The sequence below is a fragment of the Bacillus manliponensis genome (genome assembly GCF_000712595.1).
In the GTDB taxonomy this organism is placed as follows: Bacteria; Bacillota; Bacilli; order Bacillales; family Bacillaceae_G; genus Bacillus_A; species Bacillus_A manliponensis.
Window position 1 is genome coordinate 131652 of record NZ_JOTN01000003.1, and the last position, 24696, is coordinate 156347.

Here is a 24696-nt window from a genome sequence, read left to right on the forward strand (position 1 = left end):
TTTATTACGATGTCTATGTGGTTTATTAAGTTGGAAGAGGTTTTCCAAGCGGTTGCGATGGTTGCCAACTCTTTCTAATGAAGGTAAGATAAATTTGAGGTGAAAAAGAAATGGAACGTCTACAAAAAGTAATTGCGCAAGCTGGTATTGCGTCAAGAAGAAAAGCAGAAGAGTTAATTCAACAAGGAAAAGTAAAAGTTAACGGAAAGATTGTAAAGGAACTAGGTACAAAAGTAACTTCTCAAGATAAAGTTGAAGTAAATAATATTCCTCTTGAAAAAGAAGAATCAGTTTACTTTTTACTATATAAACCAACAGGTGTTATTTCCACAGTAGCAGATGATAAAGGTAGAAAAGTGGTAACAGATTTCTTTGAGCACGTTCCAGAGCGTATTTTCCCAATTGGAAGATTAGACTATGATACATCGGGTTTACTACTGATGACAAATGACGGTGAATTTGCAAATATATTAATGCACCCGAAATATAAAGTAGAAAAAACGTATGTAGCGAAAGTGAAAGGTCCATTAACTGGAGAGAAAATTCGCATGTTAGAGAAAGGTGTTATGTTACAAGACGGAAAAACAGCACCAGCACGTGTGAAAATTTTGTCATGGGATCGTCGTAAAGAAGTAGCGATTGTCCAACTGACGATTCATGAAGGAAGAAATCGTCAAGTGCGTAGAATGTTTGAAGCGCTAGATTGTAAAGTAATGAAGCTAAAACGTGAAAGCTATGGTTCTTTACATTTAGGTTCACTTCGCCCGGGAGATAAAAGAGAACTATCCCCGCATGAAGTAAAGCAGCTGCGTGCTCTAGCTTCTACAAAGCCAAGATAGTATGTAACATTGTATACAATCGGCGAGGTTGTTACCTTGCTGATTGTATATAAATTTTCACTTTATGAAATAATTATCAATTTTAATAAAGTGAAAATTTAATTTGCACATGTAAGAGAGGAGAGAATGATGAATAGTCGGTTATTGTTTAGGATTACAATTTTATCCATTTTAGTTGTAGCAATTGGTTTTACACTATACCAAGGTGTTTTTAAAGACACAGAGAAAGCGCAAATTGGAAAAGAGGCACCGAATTTTGCTGTGACGGATTTGAATGGAAATGAAATTGAATTAAAAGACCTTAGAGGGAAAGGTGTATTCTTAAACTTTTGGGGAACATGGTGTAAGCCTTGTGAAAAAGAGATGCCATATATGAATGAATTATATCCCGAGTATAAAGAGAAAGGTGTAGAAATTTTAGCATTGGATGCGGATGAGACAGAGCTTGCAGTGAAAAACTTTGTGGCGCGCTATGATTTGAAATTTCCGGTTGCAATTGATAAAGGACAAGAAATTTTAAAAACATATAATGTAACACCGTTACCAACGTCTTTTTTAATTGATAAAGATGGGAAAATTGTAAAAAAGATTACAGGAACATTAACAAAAGAGCAACTTGAGGAGTATCTACAGCTCATTACACCGTAAAGTTTTTAGAGTGAAATAAAAATCGCTCTTGAAAATTCTGAGTATTTCGGTAAATTGAATTGTAGTACAAAAAAATAGAATTTATAATGAGTACTGTAAATGATAGATACATATTTTATGGAAAGTGTAGAAGGCGGTGAGCGAATTGAAAGAAGTAAAATGTGAATGTGGACATATTAATCCAATTGGAACCATCTTTTGTGAAGCTTGCGGAAAGCCGTTTGAAGAAGGAAAAGAGACTACATTACTAGATATGAGATATGAAGGAAGTGCACGCCGTTCTTTAACGCATACGAGAACATTTATTGATAAAATTTGGAGTTTCTTTTCTTCAGTGAAGGTGGGCGTGTGGCTTATTGTAATTACGTTAGTGGCATCAGGAATTGGAACGATTTTCCCGCAAGAAATGTATATTCCACCAAATGTTACACCAGCTGAATATTATGAGGAACAATACGGATTTTTAGGACAAGTATATTACCAACTAGGGTTTAATAATTTATATAGTTCTTGGTGGTATATGATTTTAGTAGCATCTATCGGTGTTTCTCTCGTTATATGTAGTTTGGACCGCGTTGTTCCTTTATATAAAGCGCTTAATAAGCAAGGTGTGAAGAGGCATCCGAGCTTTTTAAAGAGGCAGCGCTTATATGGAGCGGTGGAAGCGAGTGAGGAAGAAATCGCACATATTGAGCAAAACTTAAAGAAAAAAAATTATAATGTGCGTATAGAAGATGGAAATGTGTTAGCTGAAAAAGGACGGTTTTCTAGATGGGGTCCTTATGTGAATCATGTTGGTCTTATTATCTTTTTATTTGGCACGATGCTCAGGTTTGTACCTGGTATGTACATAGATGAAGGAATGTGGCTTCGTGACGGGGAGACGAAAGTGATTCCAGGAACGAATGGTCAATATTATTTGAAAAACGAAAAATTTGTAAAAGAAGTATATAACAAAGAAAAAGAAAAAGAAGTGTATGGTGAAGCGATTGATCGTGTAGGTAACAACATGCTTTCAAAAAACTATCAAACGAATGCAGTGTTATATAAAGTGGTTGGAGAACGAGTACCAGGAAAAGAACCGAAGCTAGAGAAAGTAAAAGATTATAAAATTCGTGTAAATAAACCGCTTAAGTTTGAAAACTTTGCGTTGTATCAACTGAACTATAAAGAAGGTGAATTTCATACAATGTCCTTTCACTTGCAAAGAAAAGGAGATGGACAAAAATGGGGCCCAATTACAGTTGACTTAACAAATCCACAACAATCGTACGATTTAGGAGACGGATATTCTCTGCAACTAGTAACTTACTTCCCAGATTTTTATTTTGATGAAAATGGGCAACCGAATACGAAATCGAAGTTTCCGAATAACCCAGCGTTTGTGTTTAAAATGTTTACACCTGAAACGCCAGATGGAGAAGTAAGTTTTGTTGGTATTCAGCAAAACATTGAACCTGAAGGTGATAATTTGTATAAGATGTCCTTTGCAGGTGTAGAAATGCGAAATGCAACAGGTATTACTGTGCGAAAGGATTTAACGCTTGAGATTATTGCGCTTGGCGGGATTATCTTTATGATTGGTGTTGTTCAAGGAATGTATTGGAATCATCGCCGTATTTGGATACAACGTGTAGGAGATGAGTGGTGGATTGCCGGACATACAAATAAAAATTGGTTCGGTTTGAAAAAAGATATTGAAAAAGTATTAGAAGGAACAAGTATTCCACAACCGATCGACAAAGTAAATGAGAAAAAAATTAGCTAAGGTGGGGAGAAACTATGGCAGAACTAAGCGGGAATTTTTTATTTGCTGCGTTCATTCTTTATTTAATTGGGACTCTCTTTTTTGGAGGAGCAATTAAAGAGAAAGGGCAAAAATGGGCAAATATCGGGATTGGTATTACAATTTTAGGATTTCTGTCACAATTGGTGTATTTTGTATTAAGATGGATTGCATCAGGTCACGCGCCAGTTAGTAATTTCTTTGAGTTTGGTACGTTCTTCGGAATGATGATTGTTGGTGCTTTTATTATGATTTATTTTATGTACCGAGTAAGCATACTAGGATTGTTCGCATTACCAGTTGCTTTACTACTTATTGCTTATGCAAGTATGTTTCCAAGAGAAATTACGCCATTAATTCCATCGCTTAATAGTTATTGGTTACATATTCACGTAACGACAGCTGCCGCGGGACAAGCTATTTTAGGAATTAGCTTTGTTGCAGGTGTGATTTACTTACTAAAAAATGTTGATCAATCTGTAAGGAGTAAGCGAACGTTTTGGCTTGAAGTAGTATTATATGCTCTTGTATGTACAGTTGGATTTATCGGGATAACAACAGCCTTTTCTAGCACAAAGTATGAAGCGAAGTTTGAGTGGATAAATAAAGAAGGACAACAAGCAGAGCAAGTATATCATTTGCCAGCGCTTGTTGGGCCAAATGAAGGGAAGTTAATTACAACAAATAAATTAGAGCCGTTTGTTGAAATGCCAGCAATTATTAATGCTGCGAAGTTAAACACTGTTATTTGGTCAGTGTTTGTTGGGACAATTCTTTATATTGTACTAAGGCTTATTTTACGAAAGCGAGTTTCGGCAGCTCTTCAGCCGGTTGTAAAGAAGGCTAACAGTGATCTTCTTGATGAGATTTGTTATCGTTCTGTTGCGATTGGATTTCCTGTCTTTACGTTAGGTGCACTTATTTTTGCGATGATTTGGGCACAAATTGCATGGACTCGTTTTTGGGGATGGGATCCAAAAGAAGTATGGGCGCTTATTACGTGGCTCTTTTATGCAGCATTTCTACATTTACGCTTATCAAAAGGATGGCACGGTGAAAAGTCAGCTTGGCTTGCAGTAATCGGATTTGCGATTATTATGTTTAACTTTATTGTAGTAAATCTAGTAATTGCAGGTTTACATTCATATGCATAATGCAAGGTAAAATAGGAAAGTAATTTCACTTTCCTATTTTATTTTTGTCAATTTCTTTTCTTTTTTGAGAAAAGCGTGACAAAATAGAAGGTGATTTTGTAAAATGATGTCGAGAATGAGCTGGATTGTTCAAAAAATATACATATAATTGGAAAAAAAGAGAACAAATTTAAGTATTCTTGTGAAATAATAGAAGGGTACTTTTGCTTTTTATTATTTATATGTAATTGAACTAACAGCTCAGAAGCAAGAATACGAGAAAATTCAGCAAGATATGATGGAAAGGTAGGTGTAAAACCGTTGTGGCTTATGAGAGCACAGCGGCTTGTAATGGAACAAACACTGAAAATTTTAGTTGTAGATGATGAAGAACGTATTCGTCGTTTATTGAAAATGTATTTAGAAAGAGAACAATATATAATTGATGAAGCTGATAATGGGGATATTGCGTTAGAAAAAGCACTGCAAAATGATTATGATTTAATTCTGTTAGATATTATGATGCCTGGTAAAGATGGAATTGAAGTATGTAAAGGGATTCGTGAGAAAAAAGCGACACCGATTATTATGTTGACAGCTAAAGGCGAAGAAGTAAACCGCGTTCAAGGGTTCGAAGTAGGTTCTGATGATTATATTGTGAAACCGTTTAGTCCACGTGAAGTGGTTTTACGTGTAAAAGCTGTATTACGTCGCTCTGCAACAACAACATTTTTCGCACAAGATACAACATCAAAAGATGTTATCGTTTTTCCACATTTAACGATTGATAATGATGCACACAGGGTGACAGCAGACGGACAAGAAGTTGGCTTAACACCAAAAGAATATGAATTATTACTATTTTTAGCGAAAGCTCCAGATAAAGTGTTCGATCGTGAACAATTGTTAAAAGAAGTATGGCAGTATGAATTCTTTGGAGATTTACGCACAGTTGATACACATGTGAAGCGTCTTCGTGAAAAGTTAAGTAAAAAGTCAGCAAATGCGGCAAAAATGATTGTAACTGTATGGGGTGTTGGATATAAATTTGAGGTTGTGAACGATTGATGCTTTGGAAAAGTGTTGTTGGAAAGTTATGGATGACAATTTTACTTCTCGTCTCCTTCGTGCTAGGGTTTGTTGCGATTTTACTTTCTCAGTTTTTTGATACGTATTATGTAAAAATGGGAGAAACAAGACTTACGACGGTTGCAACAAGTGTCTCAGAATTAATTGAAGAAGGCACAGATGAACATACGATTGAGAACATTGCTTATAAGTTCGTCGATCCCTTATCTCGTATTATCGTTGTAAAAGGAAATGGTCAAGTATCAGCTTCACCAGAACAAGAAGGACTAGTAACTTTAACGTTAGCCGATATAAAAAAAGATGAAGAATTGGCATCTGTATTGACAGACAAACAAGTAGTAAAAAAAATGAAGACGATGCCTGATGGAGACACGAAACGAAATCCTGAAAATGATATTATGATTGTTGGTATTCCGCTTAGTGGATCAGAAGAGGGAGCAGTGTTTGTATATCAGTCGTTACAAGTACCAAAACAAGGTATGGAAGAGGCGACAGATTTTATCTTTTTATCAGCAGGAATTGCAATTATTTTAACAACCGTATTTGCCTTCTTTTTATCTACAAGAATTACAGCGCCTCTTCGTAAAATGCGTGAGGTTGCTTTCGAATTGGCTCGCGGTAAATTTGATGCAAAAGCCCCAATGGTTTCACAAGATGAAATTGGAGAATTAGCAACAGCTTTCAACCAAATGGGTAAGCAATTGAAATTTAATATTAATGCACTTCAGCAAGAAAAGGAGCAACTTTCTAGTATTTTAAGTAGCATGGCTGATGGTGTTATTACGTTAAATCAAGAAGGGGAAGTTGTTGTTATAAATCCACCTGCTGAACACTTTTTACAAGTATGGCATGAGGAAAAAGAACAAGAATTTAGCGGTAATTTACCATTTGAGCTTGTGAAGTTATTCCATCTTGTTGTAGAAAGTGAACAAGAGCAAGTTATCGAAATTAATTTGCAAAAAGGAAATTACGTTGTATTGATGACACCTCTTTATAATCAAACGAAAATTCGTGGTGCTGTTGCAGTACTGCGCGATATGACCGAAGAGCGTCGTCTTGAAAAAATGAGAAAAGACTTTATTGCAAACGTATCCCATGAATTACGGACACCAATGGTCATGCTGCAAGGGTATAGTGAAGCAATTTTAGATGATATCGTACAAACGAAGGAAGAAGTAAATGAATTTGTTCAAATTATTTATGATGAATCACTTCGGTTAGGAAGGCTTGTCAATGAATTGTTAGATCTGGCACGAATGGAAAGTGGTCGTGTTGAGCTGCATATGTCAGATGTAGAAGTCATTCCGTTTATTGAAAAGATTTCTCGTAAGTTCCAAGGGATTGCAAAGGAAAAAGAAGTCCAATTATGTGTTGAATTTCGGAGTGAGGTAACACAGCATGTATTTGATCAAGATCGAATAGAGCAAGTGTTAACAAATTTAATTGATAACGCAATTCGTCATACCGGTGTTGATGGAAATGTCATGTTAATTATTGAGGAAAGAAATGACGGAATCGTATTTGAAGTACAAGATTCAGGTTCTGGTATTCCAGAAGAGGACATTCCATTTTTATTTGAACGCTTTTATAAAGCTGATAAAGCTCGTACACGTGGAAAAGCAGGCGGTACAGGGCTTGGATTAGCGATTGCGAAAAATATTGTACAAGGACATGATGGGAAAATCACAGTATCCAGTGTCGTTGGTGAAGGGACAACTTTCTCTGTGTATTTGCCAGAAAAGGTATTATAAACAAAAAGTTCAATTGGTAAGGGGTTCATCCCTGCTGATTGTTAACCTGTTAATGCAGGATAAAATATAAATTTACTAGTGAAAAGCTCTAACATTTTTGTTTGTATGGCCGGGTGGCCACTTACAACAAATGTTAGAGCCTTTTGTATTTTAGGGTAGGGATGGTAGTATAAAGAAAGAATGTATAAGAAAGGAGATCAAGTAATGAAATTGTACACAAAAACAGGCGATACAGGGCAAACAAGTGTTGTAGGTGGCCGAGTGAATAAAGATGATATAAGAGTAGAGGCTTATGGTACGATTGATGAAGCGAATTCTTTTATTGGTTACGCAATGACATTGTTACAAGACGAAACGTTTCAAGATATATATGAGGAGTTGGAAAGGATACAACATGAATTGTTTGACTGTGGAGGCGATTTGGCAATTGTAAAAGGGGATGCTTCTTATAAAGTAACAGCCGACATGATTTTGTTTTTGGAAGAACGGATTGATGTATATACTGAAGAGGCTCCACCTTTACAACGTTTTATTCTCCCGGGAGGTAGTCAAGGAGCGGCAAGTATACATATGGCAAGAACAGTTGTGAGGAGAGCAGAACGAGCAGTTGTAGCGCTGCAAAACACGAATAACATAAATGTGTTTGTTTTACAATATATGAATAGATTATCAGATTATTTATTTGCAGTAGCTAGGATTATTAATGTACGTTCTTATGTGAAAGATGTAGAGTATGAAAGAAGTGCGGCTGTCTTTCAGAATAAAAAAGAGCAGTGAGGAAGAAAGGGTATCCTTTCTTTTTTTTTGTATAATTTTCCAATCTGTGAACCACAATAGAGAAGGTGTAAGGGCTATTTTATCCCGCTATTTGCGGTCCCACCTCAAAAATTGAGAGAATGCGAAGAAGTTTAGGTGGGAGATTAACAGTCGTCTTCGCTTTTGAAAAGCCCAATTGATTGGGTGGACTGAAGTTTCACTTTACAATGGAGGATTCATCATGAGACGTTTTGCATGTATATTGTTTTTTTTGTGTACTTATTTTATTGGAGAACCGTACGGTATTGCGGAAGAAAAACAGTGGAAATGGCCAGTGAATGGACGTATTAGTGATTACTTTGGAACGAGAGATGGTAAGCATTATGGTATTGATATTGCTGCTGATGTTGGAACGCCAATTGCTTCTATTCAAGATGGTATTGTAAAAAAATCATATTTTTCAAATAGCTACGGCCATGTTGTGTTTATAAAGCATGGAAAATATGAAGCTGTGTACGCTCACATGAATAAGCGATATGTTCGAGAAGGAGAGCGAGTTAAAAAGGGGCATATTATTGGAGATGTTGGAAACACAGGCGAATCTTACGGGGCGCATTTGCATTTGGAGATTCATAAAGGACGTTGGACATTGGCGAAAACGCATGCCATTAATCCATTGCTTGTAATGGAAGAACAGCGTCATGAAGTCGCATCTACATCTGTTTATATTGTACAAGCAGGTGATACGTTGTATAGTGTTGCGAATCAGTTTGGAATGACAGTTCGTGAATTAAAAGTAAAAAATCACTTACAGCAAGATACTATATATCCATCACAAAAGTTATATATAAATTAAACGTAAAATGAGCTACGAATTGTAGCTCATTTTACGTTTACCAAAAAATAAATACACATATAAATCCTGAAATAGCTAAATAGCTATAGTAATAAAAAACTTTTTTTCTTGTTTTTTCTTCTGTTTTAAATAAGACAATTGTTGGTTCGATTAAACCGATCGTTAAACAGAGAAGACCAAGGAGCATACAGCCAAGTGAAAAAGAAAATAGTGCAATTTGTGCATTATGCGTAACAAGGAGTTTTAATATAAATGCAATGATTGCTGTATAACAGATGCTTCCGATGTACATATTTAATGTAGTGTCTGAACGAAACCCGGGTAACTTCCTCCAAAATGGTCTAGAAACAATGTCTGTTTCTAAAGAGGTTTGTTCAGCAATAACTTGCTCCGCCTCTTTACCTTTTTGAAGTATAGAAATAATAAAGTTTTGATCTCCTTGAAATACAAATTGTGATTTTGTTAAATAATAATCAATTTTAACTTTTTTCCACTTTTTCCAAGCATGACGCTCGCATAATTTTAGTTTGCTTTCTGAATGTTTATCGTATTGGTAGATACTAATACCATCTGTGTCAAATGCCGCGTAGTATGTGTTGTTTGAAAACTCCCCAAACACAACAGGGGCATAAAAAAGAAGTTCTTTTTTCAAATAAAAGTACTCTTTTCTAAGATTCTTTTTCATAATTTCTCGAATTGGTTGCTTTTTATCTTTCTTCATTGTAGTTCCTCCGCTATAAGAAAACATTTTGACCGAATTTTGAATGGACAATAAGTTTTTTATATTCAAGGGTCGCGAAATAGTTTTGCTTACTGTAACAATAACACATCATAACATTTTCATGGGAAAAAGACTACAAAATCTCACAAAAAAAGGAAGTGTATAGCAATAGAATTTTTACTTGTTCTTGTCGCATTTTCAAGTTTTTTTCTGCTATTTGCGTGTTGTCATACTCCTGACTCAAAAATGAAGGGAATACGAAGAAGTTTAGGTGGGAGATAAACAGCCCGAATCTTAAGGGCTCGAGCCACAAGTTAATCCTTTCTGTGGCAAACTTCGCCACGCCAGGGCTTATCTTGTGCTTGTCGTGCTTGAACAGTCGTCTTCGCTTTTACATGTAAAAGCCCAATTGGTCGGGCTGACACTCAGTGGGGGATGAAGAAAACCCCTACTGAGTGAAGTTTCACTTTATTGAAAGTTGTAATTCTTAATAAGCTTTTTTATTCACATCTCTTTTTCGTTAGTGTATAATGGGGAGGAAAATAGAATATCGGTCTATCTTCGGGGCAGGGTGAAAATCCCGACCGGCGGTGATGAACAAGCAAATATTTTTCGTTCTAAGCCCGCGAGCCGTTAAGGCAGGATTTGGTGTGATTCCAAAGCCGACAGTACAGTCTGGATGGGAGAAGATGGAGGTTGAAACGTTCAAAAAAGATACTATCTTGAACGTTTGTTTGTGATGCCTATGAATTCTCCCCTTTGTATATATACAAAGGGATTTTTTATTGATGAATTTGTATGGTATAACATGACCTTTCCATTTTCCATGAGAAGATCGGTGGAAAAGGAGAGAGAAAGATGAAACAAAAGAGAAGTGTAGTACAAATGGTGAGTGTAGCAATGCTGAGTAGTATTGCATATTTACTAATGATGTTGGATTTTCCGTTTCCGGGGCTTCCTCCATTTTTAAAAATTGATTTTAGTGATATACCTGCTTTACTAGCAGCGATTATTTTTACTCCACTTGCAGGTGTAATGGTAGAGGCGATTAAAAATATTCTGTACTATGGAATTCAAGGGAGTCTGACGGGAGTTCCGATTGGGGAAATGGCGAACTTTATTGCAGGGTGTCTATTTATTTTACCGGCTGCATATTTATTCCGTAAGCATCGTACAGTAAAAAGCTTAACAACAGGGCTTATGTTAGGTGTTATTGTAATGACTGTAATTATGAGTGTGTTAAATTACTTCATTATCTTACCAGCATACACTTGGTTTTTAGATTATCCTGCTATGTCTAGTGAAGGAATGCGTAAAATGATTGTAACGGCAATTTTGCCGTTTAATATAATAAAAGGAATTGTTGTAACAATCGTATGTATCCCGTTATTTTCTCGTTTGAAAGTATGGGTATTTACAAAAATGAAAAATGCTTAAATAAAAATAACATCGGTGAACTCACCGATGTTATTTTGTATGCAAAAAGCTCCTCTTACGGTAGAGGAGCTTTTTAAAAAGGCTATTCGAACTTTAATGCATCGCCATCGAAGGACTCATCTGCAACCTTGATAGAATCTGTTGGGCAGCCTTCAACTGCATCCATCATATCTTCAAGTAATACATCTGGAATTTCAACGATACCTTGGTTGTCATCTAATGTTACGAATGCAATACCTTCATCGTCATAATCGTAAATATCTGGTGCAGCTGCACCGCAAGCTCCACATGCAATGCAAGTGTCTTTATCAACAATTGTATATTTTGCCATGTTATATTACCTCCTAAAAAGTAAATAAGAAAAATTCCATAATAAATGATAATCTTATTGTAAAACGGTTTGTTCAACTTTTCAATACAAAATTATAATGATAATGCTTATCAATTGTGATTGTCAACTGATTTCTTAGTTTTTTATCATATTTTCAAAATATCGAAACAGCTTGTAGTTTGTTACAATAAAAGAAGATGAAAAAAGAAAGGTGGAAACAGTATTGCAGTTAGCCTATACAATTTTGTATTGTTTAAAGCAATTAAAGGGTGAGCGCTCTGTATCTTCGGTGTATCACCTTTTAAAGGGAAAGCGTTCTTCACAGACGTTGCAGGATGGAAATATGTTTCACATTTCTTTCTTATTTGGTGTACACAAATCTTTAAAACGTCATGATTATGATAAACAGATTGAGTGGTTATTAAACGAACAATTTCTTGAAATGATACATGAAAATACTTATATATTAACAAAAAAGGGAGAAGAACGCTTATGGGAATGGAAAGATACGTATTCTTTTCCTCGATATTTACATGGTTTACAATACGGAAAAATTGATGGGAACTTGTGGAGAAGGCTTTCACTTGTTGTACAAACAATATCGAACTTACAGAGAGAAAATAAGCGGTTTATTCCAATCCAACAAGATATAGAAGTTACAGCATGGGTTAAGAAATTCCTGATTAGCTTGCCGTATGTGAGAGGAGAATTAGCGGAAAGACTATACAGCGAACTGCACTGTATATTGAAAAAAGTTACGCCGTTAGAAGCAGTTATCTTTACATATCGTTTAACAGGATATCAACGTATTGGCTATACAGCTGAGCAACTTGGAGATATGACAGAGCAAGATGCGTTTCGCGTACAACTCGTATTGTTAGGGACATTGCATTTTTGTATCGAAACAGTGAAAGAACAGGAGCATGAATTTCCTTTGTTAACAACCATTATGGCTTATCCAAAGCAAAATGAAAATTTATTAAGTTTTTCGACTCAAAAAACATATCAGCTCTTAAAACAAAGAAGAACCATTGATGAAATTTCAGTCATTCGAAAGTTAAAAGTTGCCACTATTGAAGATCACATCGTTGAAATTGCGTTACGTGAGAATGATTTTTCGATTGAAGAGTTTATAGAGAAAGACAAAATAGAACAAGTACAGCGTACGATAGAAAAGCTGCAAACGCGAAAGCTTCGAGTTTTGAAACAAGTGACGGGAGAAGATGTCTCCTATTTTGAAATTCGTCTTGTACTGGCGAGGATGGGGGATGGAAATGAAACTTGAGGATGTGCTATATGAATGGTTTGGTTATCATACTTTTCGTCAAGGACAAAAAGAAGTAATTGAGGATTTGATAAATGGAGAAAATGTTGTTGCAATGTTGCCAACTGGTGGAGGTAAGTCTCTTTGTTATCAAATTCCGGGCCTCATACAAGACGGTACTGTACTGATTGTTTCTCCGTTACTATCTTTAATGGAAGATCAAGTATCACAGCTGAAGTATGTTGTGAAGGACCGAGCGATTGCTTTAAATAGCTTTCGAACAGTAGCAGAAAAGAAAGAGGCAATAAAACGGCTTCACTACTATAAGTTTATATTTGTTTCACCTGAAATGTTACAGTCTTCAATGTTATTACAGGAGATTGGAAAAATTCATATTTCTTTATTTGTAGTAGATGAGGCACATTGTATCTCGCAGTGGGGATATGATTTTCGCACAGATTATAAAAAACTTGATAGTGTCATCGCTGCAATTGGGAATCCGCCTACATTAGCATTAACAGCGACAGCAACAAAAGAAGTATTACAAGATATTGTTAGTAGTTTAAAACTTACCGATGTTAAACAACATGTATATTCTATTGATCGTCCCAATATTGCAATGAAAGTAGATTTTGTACAAACGATGCAAGAGAAACAAGAAGTACTACTGCAACATGTGAAGTATTTACAAGGACCTGGCATTGTCTATTGTTCGAGTCGCGCTTGGACAGAACGACTGGCGGAGTATTTACGTCATGAAGGAGTAGGAACTGTTGCTTATTATCATGGTGGCATGGATCATGAAGAACGAATGTTAATTCAGCAGCAGTTTATGGAGGATCAACTTGAGGTTGTTGTGTGCACAAGTGCATTTGGTATGGGGGTAAATAAACCAAATACACGTTATGTTATTCATTTTCAATATCCAACAAATATAGAGTCATATTTACAAGAGATCGGACGAGCAGGAAGAGACGGGGAGTCTAGTATCGCGATTTTATTATGTAGTCCATTGGATCATGATTTGCCAATTTCAATTATTGAAGAGGAGTTACCAAGAGAACAACAGATTCAATTTTTATTTTCTCTCTTACAAGAAAAGTTGATGTTACAAAAAGTATTACAGATGGAGAGTGTAGAAGAAATTTGTTATGGTGTTGCACGATTAAGTGAACAGCACTGGCGGTTTATCCGTTATCATTTACAGAAAATAGGGATTATACAAGGAAGCCAATTGTTTGTAGAGTTGTTATCAGACGAAGCGATGCGCTATATAATTAAAGAAGTCGATAAGCGCTTATTTAGTAAGTATAACAAGTTAGAGAGCATGAAAAAGTGGCTACAAGTAACGAGTTGTAGAAGGACTGCTATTTTAGAGCAGTTTGGCTATGAGAAGGGACAAGGGCTAGAAAACTGTTGTGATTATTGTGGGATTGACATACAAGCGTATAAAAAAAGTCAGACAAAACAAAGTGTTTTCGGCTATAATTGGGAGACAGAATTACAATTGCTTTTTGGAATGAAAGAACGGAGGAATGATGGGTATTCGTAAGCGGAGTATTGAAAATATAAGTCCGAAAGAACTTCGGCTTAATTTATATATTACACAATGTATAATTATCTGTATTGGTTTACTATTAGCTTATATACTTTTTCCGAACCTGCAAAGTATTTTTATGTTATTACATTGGGAACCGTTACGTATTGTTTTGATAGGAGGCGGAATTGCTGGTATTATTATCTTACTTGATTATGTGGCAATGAGGGTGTTTCCGGAATCATGGTTCGATGATGGTGGGATTAATAGTCGAGTATTTCAGGGAATATCCGTGATACAATTGTTTATCGTTACGCTTGTTATTGGGATCGCTGAGGAATTTTTATTTCGAGGGGTAATACAAACACACTTTGGATTTGTATTTGCTACTATTGTATTTGCTGTTTTGCATATTCGTTATATATCGAAACCGTTTTTGTTTTGCTTTGTGTTAACCATCAGTGCCCTATTTGGATTTGTATTTGAATATACTAGTAACTTGCTAGTTACAATTTTTGCACATTTTCTTGTGGACTTTATTATGGGGCTTCAATTGCGGAAACAAACAGAAAGTGATGGTGACCATAGTGATGAGACAAGCTGTTCAATTTGAAGAACATGAAGAAAAAGAACCTGCAGCAGAAGGTTTACCGCCACGAAGTGAGGTACACAAGGATAAGAAAAAGAAGTTTAAGATTAAACATTTTTTTGTTCGTGTGTTAACAGTATTATTTATTTTATTGCCAATTAGTATGCTATGGTATACGGAAGAATATATTTGGAAGAAATCTGAAAAAAAAGAAGATGACTTTGCAAAAAGTGCATTTGAGGAGATTTTTTTCGATTCTAAAGATGGAGTGGAAAATGTGAAGGAACCTGGACAACCAGGGGAATTTCAATTTCACACTGTTAAAGAAGGGGAAACATTAGAAAGTATAGGCAAGGTGTATTTTCCAAATGAAGATGGTGCAAAGATTATTAAAAAATATAATGAGCTAGAATGGGATGAATTAGAGCAAGGACAGGTGCTTAAAATTCCAAAAAGAACGGGGGCCTAACATAAATAAAATACTTTACCTATTTATGTTAGAATTATAATTTTAAATTCTTACTATCAAGGAACCTTCTATACTTATGTAGAAGGTTTTTACTTTACAAATGTGAAGTTTCTTCAGAAGGGTGGGATTGAGATGATTTGGATTGGTATAGGCATCGGATTGAGTATATTTGTCTTGTATTTTATGTATAAGTCAGCGATGAGTGATACAGTGCTAGAACATACATTGTCGTTCCAACATTTTCCGGATAGTTTTCATGAGGTCAAAATTTTCTTTATTTCAGATATTCATAAAAGAATTGTTTCTCGTTCTATTATTGAAAAGGTAAAAGGGGAGGCAGATTTAGTTATCATTGGAGGGGATTTAGCTGAAGAAGGTGTCCCTTTAGAAAGAATAGCAGAAAACATTAAGCGTTTAAATGAGATTGGACAAGTGTATTTTGTATGGGGGAATAACGATTATGAAATTGATTATCATGAGCTAGATGCTCTTTTACTAGAGCGTGGAGTGAAGATTTTGGATAATACAAGAGTTGTATTTGAGTCTGAACATGGCGAGAAGATTTCACTATTAGGTGTTGATGATACGACATTAAAGCGAGATCGTCTGGATTTAGCGTTAGCAGATTGTAAAGAAGAGGGATTTCGTATTTTAGTCAGCCATAATCCAGATGTTTTAAATAAGATAAATGGAAAAGAGAATATTTCTCTTATTTTAAGTGGTCACACGCATGGTGGACAAATTCGAATTTTTCCTTCTAAGCGTTTTTTAAAAGGTGGTATTTATAATTATTCTCATATAACTTTATTTGTCAGTAATGGCTACGGAACGACGCTTGTGCCATTACGGTTTCGTGCCCCGGCACAAACGCATTTGATTACATTACAAAAAGAGCAATAAGTACGGTGTATAGAATTAGTAAAATTGTATTTTTATAATCACGCTTTATGGAAGAGAGAATATAATATAACTAAGAGATAATTTTCTTGTTGTTAGCTGATTCCAAATGAAAGATTTGCATGGGTAGTCATCATTTTTAGTATGTAAAGTACAATTTGTTTTTTACTAAGCGTTTTATGTAGGTATATATGTTTTATTAAAATGTAATGAGGTATGTACATGTGGCTTGTTATGCTTTACTATTTACTTACAAAGAAAAAAGAAGTTTTTATTGATACTCGGACAAGCACCTGAGGAAAGTGAAAGATAACATGAAAAATATTCGTTTTTTATTCATGAACACATGATCAGTTTTCCTGCTTATCCTATGTTTTGATCATCGAAAAGAAATGAACAGAATGAATACTTTTGGTTGTTTGAGATATGAAAAAAAGCTTGGATTGTCTAGTTAGAAATAGTGGAATAGTTGTTTATTAAGAACCATCTATTCTCTATTTCATATAATAACATGAGATACAACGGTTACGTGAGGAGGTTACAAGATGAGGTTGGAACGCTTGAATTATAATAAAATAAAAATCTTTTTAACGTTTGATGACTTATCAGAGCGAGGGCTTACAAAAGAAGACCTTTGGAAAGATGCTCCAAAAGTGCAACAATTATTTCGTGATATGATGCAAGAAGCAAATAAAGAGCTTGGATTTGAAGCTGATGGCCCGATTGCAGTTGAAGTATTTTCACTGCAAGCACAAGGGATGGTTGTTATTGTAACGAAAGAAAATGATGAATCGGATACTGAAGATGAGTTTCGTGACGAATTTATTGAAATGCAAGTTACCTTAGATGAAAGTGAACATATACTATATGAATTTGCTTCGTTAGAGGATGTTATTGCTTTAGCAAGTCGTCTATATCCCCTCGGTGTGACCGGCGGCAAGCTTTATTCTTGGGAAGGTCGTTTTTATTTGTGGATTGAAGAAGAAACACCGGCTTTATTAAAAGCAGATATGATTGCCATTTTAGCGGAGTTTGGAAATTCTTCAACTGTAGCAATTTATCGTATTATGGAATATGGAAAAGAGTTAATGGATGATAGTGCAATTGAACAAATTTATAAATATTTCATTTCTAAAAAAAGCCTCAGCTAGTTTATCTAGATGAGGCTTTACTGTTGTTTTTGTACCTTCAATCATTCTATTAAAATATTTTATGTTAAAAATATTAAATTTTTAACTATTATACTTTTCTAAAAACAAGAAAAGGATTATAATAACGATGAAAGCGATTGCAATTTAAAAATAATTGTATATATTTGTTAACGTTTTCTCTTGCATTCCTATTCTAAGGGTGTATACTAAGCAATGAAGGTTTACTAAACAAGTGATATTACAGGGGGTTTACTTACTATGGTAGCCGAAAAGGGAGCTCAAACACAAACGCAACAAAAGGAACAACATTTTGAATTGTTGAACTCGACACAAATTGTTATTCAAGAAGCTTTAGAAAAATTAGGTTATCCGCAAGAGGTATATGAATTATTGAAAGAACCAGTTCGCATGATGACAGTAAAAATTCCAGTTCGTATGGATGATGGAACAGTTAAGATTTTTACAGGTTATCGTGCTCAACATAATGATGCTGTGGGACCAACAAAAGGTGGTATTCGCTTCCATCCGAACGTAACAGAAAATGAAGTGAAAGCACTTTCGATTTGGATGAGTTTGAAATGTGGTATTGTAGATTTACCATACGGCGGAGGAAAAGGTGGTATCATCTGTGACCCACGTGAAATGTCATTCCGTGAATTAGAAAGATTAAGTCGTGGATATGTAAGAGCAATTAGCCAAATCGTTGGTCCAACAAAAGATATTCCAGCTCCAGACGTATTTACGAACTCGCAAATCATGGCATGGATGATGGATGAGTATAGTCGAATTGATGAATTTAATTCACCTGGTTTTATTACAGGGAAACCACTTGTGCTAGGTGGATCTCATGGTCGTGAAACAGCAACTGCAAAAGGGGTAACAATTTGCATTCGCGAAGCTGCGAAGAAACGAGGCATTGACATTAAAGGTGCACGTGTTGTTGTTCAAGGATTTGGTAATGCAGGAAGCTTCTTAGCGAAGTTTATGCATGATGCGGGAGCGAAAGTAATTGCAATTTCTGACGCTTACGGTGCGCTACATGATCCAAACGGACTTGATATTGACTACTTATTAGATCGTCGTGATAGTTTCGGTACAGTAACGAAATTATTTAATAATACAATTACAAACGAACAGTTATTAGAATTAGATTGCGATATTTTAGTACCAGCTGCAATTGAAAATCAAATTACAGAAAAGAATGCAGCGAATATTAAAGCAAAAATCGTTGTAGAAGCAGCGAATGGTCCAACGACATTAGAAGCGACAAAAATCTTAACAGATCGTGGTATTTTACTAGTTCCAGACGTACTAGCTAGTGCTGGTGGTGTAACGGTATCTTACTTCGAATGGGTACAAAATAATCAAGGTTTCTACTGGACTGAAGAAGAAGTAGAAGAGCGTCTAGAGAAAGTAATGGTAAGATCATTTGATGCAATCTACGAAACTTCACAAGTTCGTAAAGTGAACATGCGTTTAGCAGCTTATATGGTTGGTGTACGTAAAATGGCTGAAGCAAGTCGCTTCAGAGGTTGGGTATAATACTAGAAATGAACTATAGCCGCAATTCCTTTTATCGGGATTGCGGCTTTTTTGTTGAAGATATAGAAAGGAGTGATGGAGTTAGAAAGATAGTTACAAGAAGGTCGGCCTGAAAAAGTCACGGTAGTTCAAGCGTTTTTAAAGGCATATGTTTCGTTGTTATTTGATCTGCTTGTTGTTGGTCCAGTTATTGGCGTTATTTAGGAGATTATCATTTATTTTATGTAAAACTAAAAAGAACGCTTGTTCTGATGGAACGTTTGTGCTAAAATTTCCTTAAAGAGAGAAGCGGAAGAGATAAAGGGAGAGATGAGTAATGAAAATGACGACTGCAGAACAACGTTTTGTAATGCCAACTGACGTAATGGAACGAGTAGAGGTTTTACGTAAAAAACAAGAGAGACAGACTTCATTTTTACAAGGGATTAACAAGTTTTTTGGATTAGAAACGAAACAAGATCAAGTTTGGTTTTATGGATTTTATGGAACGGCGATTAGTATTGTCCTATTTATGGTTTTTGTTTCTAATATGTTTAATTTTCTGTATTAAGAATAAAGTTGCTATCGGGACGTCCCTTATGAATACATATAAGAGAGGGGGAATTTTCTAGAGCGGAGATGATACTGTATGGTAATGTACCCGATAGAAAAAAGATATATTGGACATGGAAGCTCTCGTCCTGGAAGTGCACTTTCGAGAGTTCGTTTTATCGTTAGTCATGATACTGGTAATCCAGGGAGCAATGCGATTGGTAATCGAGATTATTTTCAAGAGGTGCAACCGAAAGCATCAGCTCATACATTTGTAGATGACCGAACGATATTAGAGATTATTCCGATTAATGAAGTAGCTTATCACGTTAGATATAGCGTCCCAGCAGATAATGAATTGTATGGACTAGATGCGAACAGTGCTGCTATTGGCGTAGAGCTTTGTTACGGAGGAAATGTGAACTTTTGGGAGGCATATACACGCTTTACATGGTATCATGCACATATATGTCATACGTTTAACTTAAATCCAAAAAGAGATATTGTCTCTCATAAAAAGCTGGATCCTACTCGGAAAATTGATCCGGAAAATGTATTGAAACATCAGGGAATTACTTTTGAACAGTTTTTAGCGGATGTCTATCGTATGTATGTATCGTATAGATGACAAATATATGAAAAATGAATACAATAAAGATAGGTGCCTACTGCTGAGAGTAGGTTTTTTTCTTGTTTGTATCAAGTTTGATATAAAGTGAAACCTCCACTCAGTGGGGGTTTTCTCCATACCCCACTGAGTGTTAGCCCGGCCAATCGGGCATTTATGGGCTGTTAATCGATTGAGATGGCCGCAAATAGCGGGATAAATGGAGCATCGAGTAGAAGACTGGAGTGTTAACTATGCAAAGGGAAACAGCGATTATTATCGGAGGCGGGCCATGTGGATTGGCAGCGGCTATCGCCATGCAAAATGCTGGAATCAATCCACTAGTCATTGAAAAAGGTAATATTGTAAATGCAATTTATAATTATCCGACTCACCAAACATTCTTTTCTTCTAGTGAGAGATTAGAAATTGGCGGAGTAGCGTTTATTACTGAAAATCGAAAGCCTGTACGTAATCAAGCACTTTCTTATTATCGTGAAGTGGTAAGAAGAAAAGACGTACGTGTGAACACGTTTGAACGTGTTCAAAGTGTGCAAAAAGAAGTAAATGGGTGTTTCTCTGTTCAAACATTGAAACGAGATGGTACGAGCGGACAATATGAAGCGAAATATATTGTTGTAGCGACAGGATATTATGATAATCCGAATTATATGAATGTACCTGGTGAGACTTTAAAAAAGGTTTCGCACTATTTTAAAGAGGCTCATCCGTACTTTAACTGTGATGTAGTTGTTATTGGGGGTAAAAATTCAAGTGTTGATGCAGCATTAGAACTTGTTAAAGCAGGTGCACGCGTAACGGTACTATATAGAGGGCAAACGTATTCTTCTAGTGTAAAACCATGGATTCTACCAGAGTTTGAAGCTCTTGTACGAAATGGAACGATAAAAATGGAATTTAATGCTCATGTAAAATGTATTGAAGAGCACACTATCACATATACAGTGGACTCGGCAGAATATACAATTGCGAATGATTTTGTATTTGCGATGACAGGATATCATCCGGATCATGGCTTTTTAACAAAAATGGGCGTGGAAATTGATTGTGAAACGGGAAGACCATTGTATAATGAAGAAACAATGGAAACGAATATAGAAGGTATTTTTATTGCAGGAGTTATTGCTGCTGGTAATAATGCAAATGAAATTTTTATTGAAAATGGAAGATTCCATGGCGATGGGATTACGAGAACGATTACTGAGAGGGAACAAAAATAAGCTGTCATGCGACAGCTTATTTTTTATTCATGTAAAAATACGTTTTGAATATCTTCATTACATTGTGCACTTTCTAATGCAACTAATAATTTAATGCGGGCTTTTTGTCCACTTAATCCGTATGTGAAGATAACACCCATATCTTTTAATTGTTTACCGCCACCTTCATAAGAGTAAACGTCTTGTACAATGCCGTTAAAACAACGAGATACGAGTACAACTGGAATATTTTTTTTGATTAAACGCTCTAGTGCAGATAAAGTACGTGGTGGTAAGTTTCCTTGCCCAAGTGCCTCAATGACAATGCCGTCTACTGATAATTGCTCAATAGCCGTTAATAAAGTATCATCCATGCCAGCATATGCTTTTAAAATGACAACATTTTTTGAAACTTTATTTATTTTATATGTTTCGTGGTGGACTAAAGCATGGTGAAAGACAACGCCACGCTTTGTCACCATTCCGATTGGTCCGTATTGTGGACTTTGGAATGTAGCAACATTACTTGTATGTGTTTTCGTTACATTTGTTGCGCAGTGAATTTCATCATTTAAGACAACAAGTACACCTTTTCCTTTTGCTTCTTCACTACTTGCAACCTTAACTGCAGATAAAAAGTTATATAAACCATCTGAGCCTAATTCGTTACTGGAACGCATTGCGCCTGTAACGACAATTGGGATGTCAGATTGTACAGTTAAATCAAGGAAGTATGCTGTTTCTTCTAAAGTATCTGTACCATGTGTAATAACTACCCCATCGATGTTATCGTGTTTTACTCGCTCATCAATCATGACTTGCAGTTGTAGCATTTCATTTGGTGTCATATGAGGAGATGGAAGGTGGAAGGCATCCTTCACTATTAAATCAATATCTTTACCTTGATCCGGAATGAATTGTAAAAGTGGATTTTTTGCACCAGGTTGAACAGCACCCGTTTCTTTATCCTCTTCCATTGCAATTGTTCCACCTGTGTGTAAAACTAAAATCTTTTTCAATGTTGTGACTCCTCTCCCTTGTGGAAAATACAGTATGAACATACCATGTTTTCGTATATTTCGACAATGAAAAAGTATAAAAGTAATAAGAGATTATGAAACTAAGGTAAAGGGGGCGACCTTGTTGAATAAACTTGAAAAATATTTCATTCGTATGTTAATCATCCAAGGGATATGTTTAATAATAGTACAATCGCTTCAGATGAATGATAGTATAAGAAAGCATTTATCAAAAGTTGTGTATTATGAGGGAGTTTTAAAAAGTGAAATGATTGATGCTTTTGAGGTGATTAGGTTTTCGTTTGATTATGGTCAGGATTGTGCTAAAATAGTTGAGGATAAAAATCGGTGTAAAACAAACTGAGAGAAGCAGGGAGAATATACCTGCTTTTCATTATGTTTTATAAGTGAAATAATGAGGTGGCGTAAATGAATAAACGAATTTCGATCGCAATAGATGGACCAGCTGCAGCTGGGAAAAGTACGGTTGCAAAAATTGTAGCGAGAAAGCTTTCGTATGTTTATATTGATACGGGTGCGATGTACCGTACATTAACGTATGCGGCATTAGAGCAAGGTATTGATCTTGAGAATGAAGAGCAATTGATGAAAGTTACAGAAAATGTGAATATTACATTCCAGTATAATGAAACAACGCAACTTGTCTTTTTAAATGGACAAGATGTATCGGAAGTGATTCGTACACCAGAAGTAACAAGTCAAGTGTCAATTGTTGCGAAACATCGTCTTGTGCGTGAAGAAATGGTTCGTCGCCAGCAACTATTAGCCGAACAAGGTGGGGTTGTGATGGATGGACGTGACATTGGTACACATGTAATGCCAAACGCCGAAGTGAAGATTTTTATGTTAGCTTCTGTAGAAGAACGAGCAGAAAGAAGACATTTAGAAAATATACAAAAAGGGTTCTCGTCTGACTTAGAGAAATTAAAGGAAGAAATCACTCTTCGTGATAAGTTAGATTCTGAGCGTGAAGTTTCCCCATTAAAAAAGGCGGATGACGCAGTTGAACTAGATACGACTTCTTTATCAATTGATGAAGTGGTAGAAAAAATCATGGGTATTGTTATAATAGCAGTTGCAAAATAAGAGAAGGGACTAGCCCTTCTCTTATTTTTAATTGTAGAATGTATAACTTCATTATATTAATAGAGAATGAAGTTATAAAAATCGTAAATGGTTTCATGTATAATATAAGACAATTTGCTTGACAAATTTGCTGATTTATTAGAAGTTAGTAAAAGAGGATATTTTCTAGATATTTCAGATAACATGCAAATGAAGACTTTTGTTTTCATTTCGTATATACATAAAGTGCTTTGCCATTTCAGTAGGGAGGTATTTTCATGGTAGAAAAAATGAATGAAGAAGTTCTAGAAACAAAAGCATTACAAGTTGGTGATATTGTTACTGGTACAGTAACAAAAGTTGAGGAAAAACAAGTACTTGTTGATGTTGGGGGTAAAAGTGAAGGCGTTATTCCGATTAGTGAATTAGCAAATGTTCACATTGAAAAAGCAAGTGATGTTGTAGAAGTAAATCAAACACTTGAATTAAAAATTACGAAGCTAGAAGAAGATGATTTAGTATTATCGAAACGAGCTGTTGATGCAGAAAAAGCATGGGTAGCATTGCAAGAGAAATTTACATCAGGTGAAGTATTTGATGTAACAGTGAAAGATATTGTAAATGGTGGATTAGTTGTGGATCTTGGTGTACGTGGGTTTATTCCTGCTTCACTTGTAGAATTACACTATGTAGAAGATTTTGCTGACTATAAAGGAAAAGCATTAGCGGTGAAAATTGTAGAGTTAGATCGCGAAAAGAATCGTGTGATTCTTTCTCATAAAGCAGTAGTAGAGCAACAATTAGAAACAACAAAAAAAGAAGCAATTTCATCTTTAAAAGAAGGTGATGTTGTAGAAGGTACTGTACAGCGTTTAACTGATTTTGGTGCGTTTGTAAATGTTGGTGGTGTAGATGGATTAGTACACATTTCACAAATTTCTCACGAACGTGTTGAGCAACCATCTGATGTACTAGCTCAAGGACAAACTGTAAAAGTGAAGGTATTATCTGTTGATGCAGATACGCAGCGTATCTCACTTTCTATTAAAGCAGCACAGCCTGGACCTTGGGGAAATGTTGGAGAAGCAGTAAAAGTTGGTGATGTACGAGAAGGAACAGTGAAGCGCCTTGTAACATTTGGTGCCTTTGTTGAAATTCTTCCAGGAGTGGAAGGGCTTGTTCATGTTTCTCAAATTGCAAATCGTCATGTGAAAAACCCAAATGAAGTGTTAAAAATGGGAGAGACGGTAACGGTAAAGGTACTAGAGGTTCATGCTGATGAGAAGCGCATTTCTTTAAGTATAAAAGAAGCATTAGAAGAAAATAATGAGACAGAAGATTATAGTAAATATGAACCAACTTCTGATACAACAACATTCCAATTAGGAGATTTAATTGGAGAACAGTTGAAAAAATTAAAGAAATAAAGAGGGATAG

General features: G+C 35.6%; 24 protein-coding genes, 1 pseudogene and 1 riboswitch. Of the genes and pseudogenes, 22 read left to right on the forward strand and 3 right to left on the reverse strand.

What is annotated here, in order from left to right; all coding sequences use genetic code 11:
- The first annotated feature begins 110 nt into the window (after positions 1–110).
- The 8 genes from rluB (at position 111) to BAMA_RS04710 (ending at position 8858) form a co-directional block, all read left to right on the forward strand.
- Positions 111–839: a 23S rRNA pseudouridine(2605) synthase RluB gene (gene rluB, locus BAMA_RS04675; RefSeq protein ID WP_034636611.1), complete on the forward strand. Its 729-nt coding sequence runs from the start codon at positions 111–113 to the stop codon at positions 837–839.
- A 126-nt stretch (positions 840–965) separates the two neighbouring features.
- Positions 966–1487 carry a thiol-disulfide oxidoreductase ResA gene (gene resA, locus BAMA_RS04680; protein WP_034636613.1) on the forward strand — a complete coding sequence of 174 codons (522 nt, stop codon included), beginning with the start codon at positions 966–968 and terminating at the stop codon, positions 1485–1487.
- Between the two features lie 145 nt (positions 1488–1632).
- The gene (locus BAMA_RS04685; protein WP_034636615.1) at positions 1633–3255 is read left to right on the forward strand and encodes a cytochrome c biogenesis ResB family protein; all 1623 of its coding nucleotides are present in this window, start codon (positions 1633–1635) and stop codon (positions 3253–3255) included.
- A 14-nt stretch (positions 3256–3269) separates the two neighbouring features.
- Positions 3270–4427 (forward strand): c-type cytochrome biogenesis protein CcsB, encoded by a 1158-nt coding sequence (gene ccsB / locus BAMA_RS04690; protein WP_034636616.1) that lies wholly within the window; start codon positions 3270–3272, stop codon positions 4425–4427.
- Between the two features lie 330 nt (positions 4428–4757).
- A complete protein-coding gene (locus BAMA_RS04695) occupies positions 4758–5474 on the forward strand; it encodes a response regulator transcription factor (RefSeq protein WP_034637133.1) in 717 nt (238 codons plus the stop codon).
- 32 nt (positions 5475–5506) lie between these two features.
- A complete protein-coding gene (locus BAMA_RS04700; RefSeq protein ID WP_034637135.1) occupies positions 5507–7246 on the forward strand; it encodes an ATP-binding protein in 1740 nt (579 codons plus the stop codon).
- A 204-nt stretch (positions 7247–7450) separates the two neighbouring features.
- The gene (locus BAMA_RS04705; protein WP_034636618.1) at positions 7451–8023 is read left to right on the forward strand and encodes a cob(I)yrinic acid a,c-diamide adenosyltransferase; all 573 of its coding nucleotides are present in this window, start codon (positions 7451–7453) and stop codon (positions 8021–8023) included.
- A 220-nt stretch (positions 8024–8243) separates the two neighbouring features.
- Positions 8244–8858 (forward strand): peptidoglycan DD-metalloendopeptidase family protein, encoded by a 615-nt coding sequence (locus tag BAMA_RS04710; RefSeq protein ID WP_034636620.1) that lies wholly within the window; start codon positions 8244–8246, stop codon positions 8856–8858.
- A gap of 37 nt (positions 8859–8895) precedes the next feature.
- Here BAMA_RS04710 and BAMA_RS04715 read toward each other — a convergent pair whose 3' ends face one another.
- A complete protein-coding gene (locus tag BAMA_RS04715) occupies positions 8896–9579 on the reverse strand; it encodes a hypothetical protein (RefSeq protein WP_034636622.1) in 684 nt (227 codons plus the stop codon).
- A gap of 553 nt (positions 9580–10132) precedes the next feature.
- A riboswitch (FMN riboswitch) is annotated at positions 10133–10274 on the forward strand.
- Positions 10275–10437: 163 nt separating this feature from the next.
- Here BAMA_RS04715 and BAMA_RS04720 point away from each other — a divergent pair.
- The gene (locus BAMA_RS04720; RefSeq protein WP_034636625.1) at positions 10438–11016 is read left to right on the forward strand and encodes an ECF transporter S component; all 579 of its coding nucleotides are present in this window, start codon (positions 10438–10440) and stop codon (positions 11014–11016) included.
- An 82-nt stretch (positions 11017–11098) separates the two neighbouring features.
- On the opposite strand, the gene BAMA_RS04725 is transcribed toward BAMA_RS04720, so the two are convergent.
- Positions 11099–11347 carry a ferredoxin gene (locus BAMA_RS04725; protein WP_034636627.1) on the reverse strand — a complete coding sequence of 83 codons (249 nt, stop codon included), beginning with the start codon at positions 11345–11347 and terminating at the stop codon, positions 11099–11101.
- A gap of 223 nt (positions 11348–11570) precedes the next feature.
- Here BAMA_RS04725 and BAMA_RS04730 point away from each other — a divergent pair, with 223 nt between their 5' ends.
- The 10 genes from BAMA_RS04730 to BAMA_RS04775 all read left to right on the forward strand — a co-directional run bounded on the left by BAMA_RS04730 (position 11571) and on the right by BAMA_RS04775 (position 21175).
- Positions 11571–12632, forward strand: a complete 1062-nt coding sequence (locus BAMA_RS04730) for a YpbB family protein (RefSeq protein ID WP_034636628.1) — start codon at positions 11571–11573, stop codon at positions 12630–12632.
- Positions 12622–14163 (forward strand): RecQ family ATP-dependent DNA helicase, encoded by a 1542-nt coding sequence (locus BAMA_RS04735; protein ID WP_034636631.1) that lies wholly within the window; start codon positions 12622–12624, stop codon positions 14161–14163. Before BAMA_RS04730 ends, BAMA_RS04735 begins: the two co-directional genes overlap by 11 nt.
- Positions 14147–14761: a CPBP family intramembrane glutamic endopeptidase gene (locus BAMA_RS04740; RefSeq protein ID WP_415782877.1), complete on the forward strand. Its 615-nt coding sequence runs from the start codon at positions 14147–14149 to the stop codon at positions 14759–14761. The genes BAMA_RS04735 and BAMA_RS04740 overlap by 17 nt, the downstream gene beginning before the upstream one ends.
- The gene (locus tag BAMA_RS04745) at positions 14724–15206 is read left to right on the forward strand and encodes a LysM peptidoglycan-binding domain-containing protein (RefSeq protein ID WP_084157879.1); all 483 of its coding nucleotides are present in this window, start codon (positions 14724–14726) and stop codon (positions 15204–15206) included. The genes BAMA_RS04740 and BAMA_RS04745 overlap by 38 nt, the downstream gene beginning before the upstream one ends.
- A 132-nt stretch (positions 15207–15338) precedes the next feature.
- The gene (locus BAMA_RS04750) at positions 15339–16106 is read left to right on the forward strand and encodes a metallophosphoesterase (RefSeq protein ID WP_034636637.1); all 768 of its coding nucleotides are present in this window, start codon (positions 15339–15341) and stop codon (positions 16104–16106) included.
- Between the two features lie 542 nt (positions 16107–16648).
- Positions 16649–17254 (forward strand): genetic competence negative regulator, encoded by a 606-nt coding sequence (locus tag BAMA_RS04755; RefSeq protein ID WP_034636640.1) that lies wholly within the window; start codon positions 16649–16651, stop codon positions 17252–17254.
- Between the two features lie 258 nt (positions 17255–17512).
- A complete protein-coding gene (gudB, locus tag BAMA_RS04760; RefSeq protein WP_034636642.1) occupies positions 17513–18796 on the forward strand; it encodes an NAD-specific glutamate dehydrogenase in 1284 nt (427 codons plus the stop codon).
- Between the two features lie 316 nt (positions 18797–19112).
- Positions 19113–19346, forward strand: coding sequence for a DUF3961 domain-containing protein (locus BAMA_RS04765; protein ID WP_034636644.1), 234 nt, complete (start codon positions 19113–19115; stop codon positions 19344–19346).
- A gap of 78 nt (positions 19347–19424) precedes the next feature.
- On the forward strand, positions 19425–19955 hold the full coding sequence (locus BAMA_RS04770) for a peptidoglycan recognition protein family protein (protein WP_034636647.1): 531 nt from the start codon (positions 19425–19427) through the stop codon (positions 19953–19955).
- Positions 19956–20188: 233 nt separating this feature from the next.
- Complete coding sequence (locus BAMA_RS04775; protein WP_034636650.1) at positions 20189–21175, forward strand: YpdA family putative bacillithiol disulfide reductase; 987 nt, start codon at positions 20189–20191, stop codon at positions 21173–21175.
- A gap of 23 nt (positions 21176–21198) precedes the next feature.
- Here BAMA_RS04775 and BAMA_RS04780 read toward each other — a convergent pair whose 3' ends face one another.
- Positions 21199–22173, reverse strand: coding sequence for an asparaginase (locus BAMA_RS04780; protein WP_157405953.1), 975 nt, complete (start codon positions 22171–22173; stop codon positions 21199–21201).
- A 124-nt stretch (positions 22174–22297) separates the two neighbouring features.
- On the opposite strand from BAMA_RS04780, the pseudogene BAMA_RS25360 reads away from it, so the two are divergent.
- The 3 genes and pseudogenes from BAMA_RS25360 to rpsA all read left to right on the forward strand — a co-directional run.
- A pseudogene (locus BAMA_RS25360) lies at positions 22298–22468 on the forward strand (DUF5359 family protein); the annotation flags it as partial.
- A 134-nt stretch (positions 22469–22602) separates the two neighbouring features.
- On the forward strand, positions 22603–23280 hold the full coding sequence (gene cmk / locus BAMA_RS04790; protein WP_034636657.1) for a (d)CMP kinase: 678 nt from the start codon (positions 22603–22605) through the stop codon (positions 23278–23280).
- Between the two features lie 257 nt (positions 23281–23537).
- Entirely contained in the window at positions 23538–24686 is a 1149-nt protein-coding gene (gene rpsA / locus BAMA_RS04795; protein ID WP_034636659.1) for a 30S ribosomal protein S1, read from the forward strand.
- Positions 24687–24696: the final 10 nt, after the last annotated feature.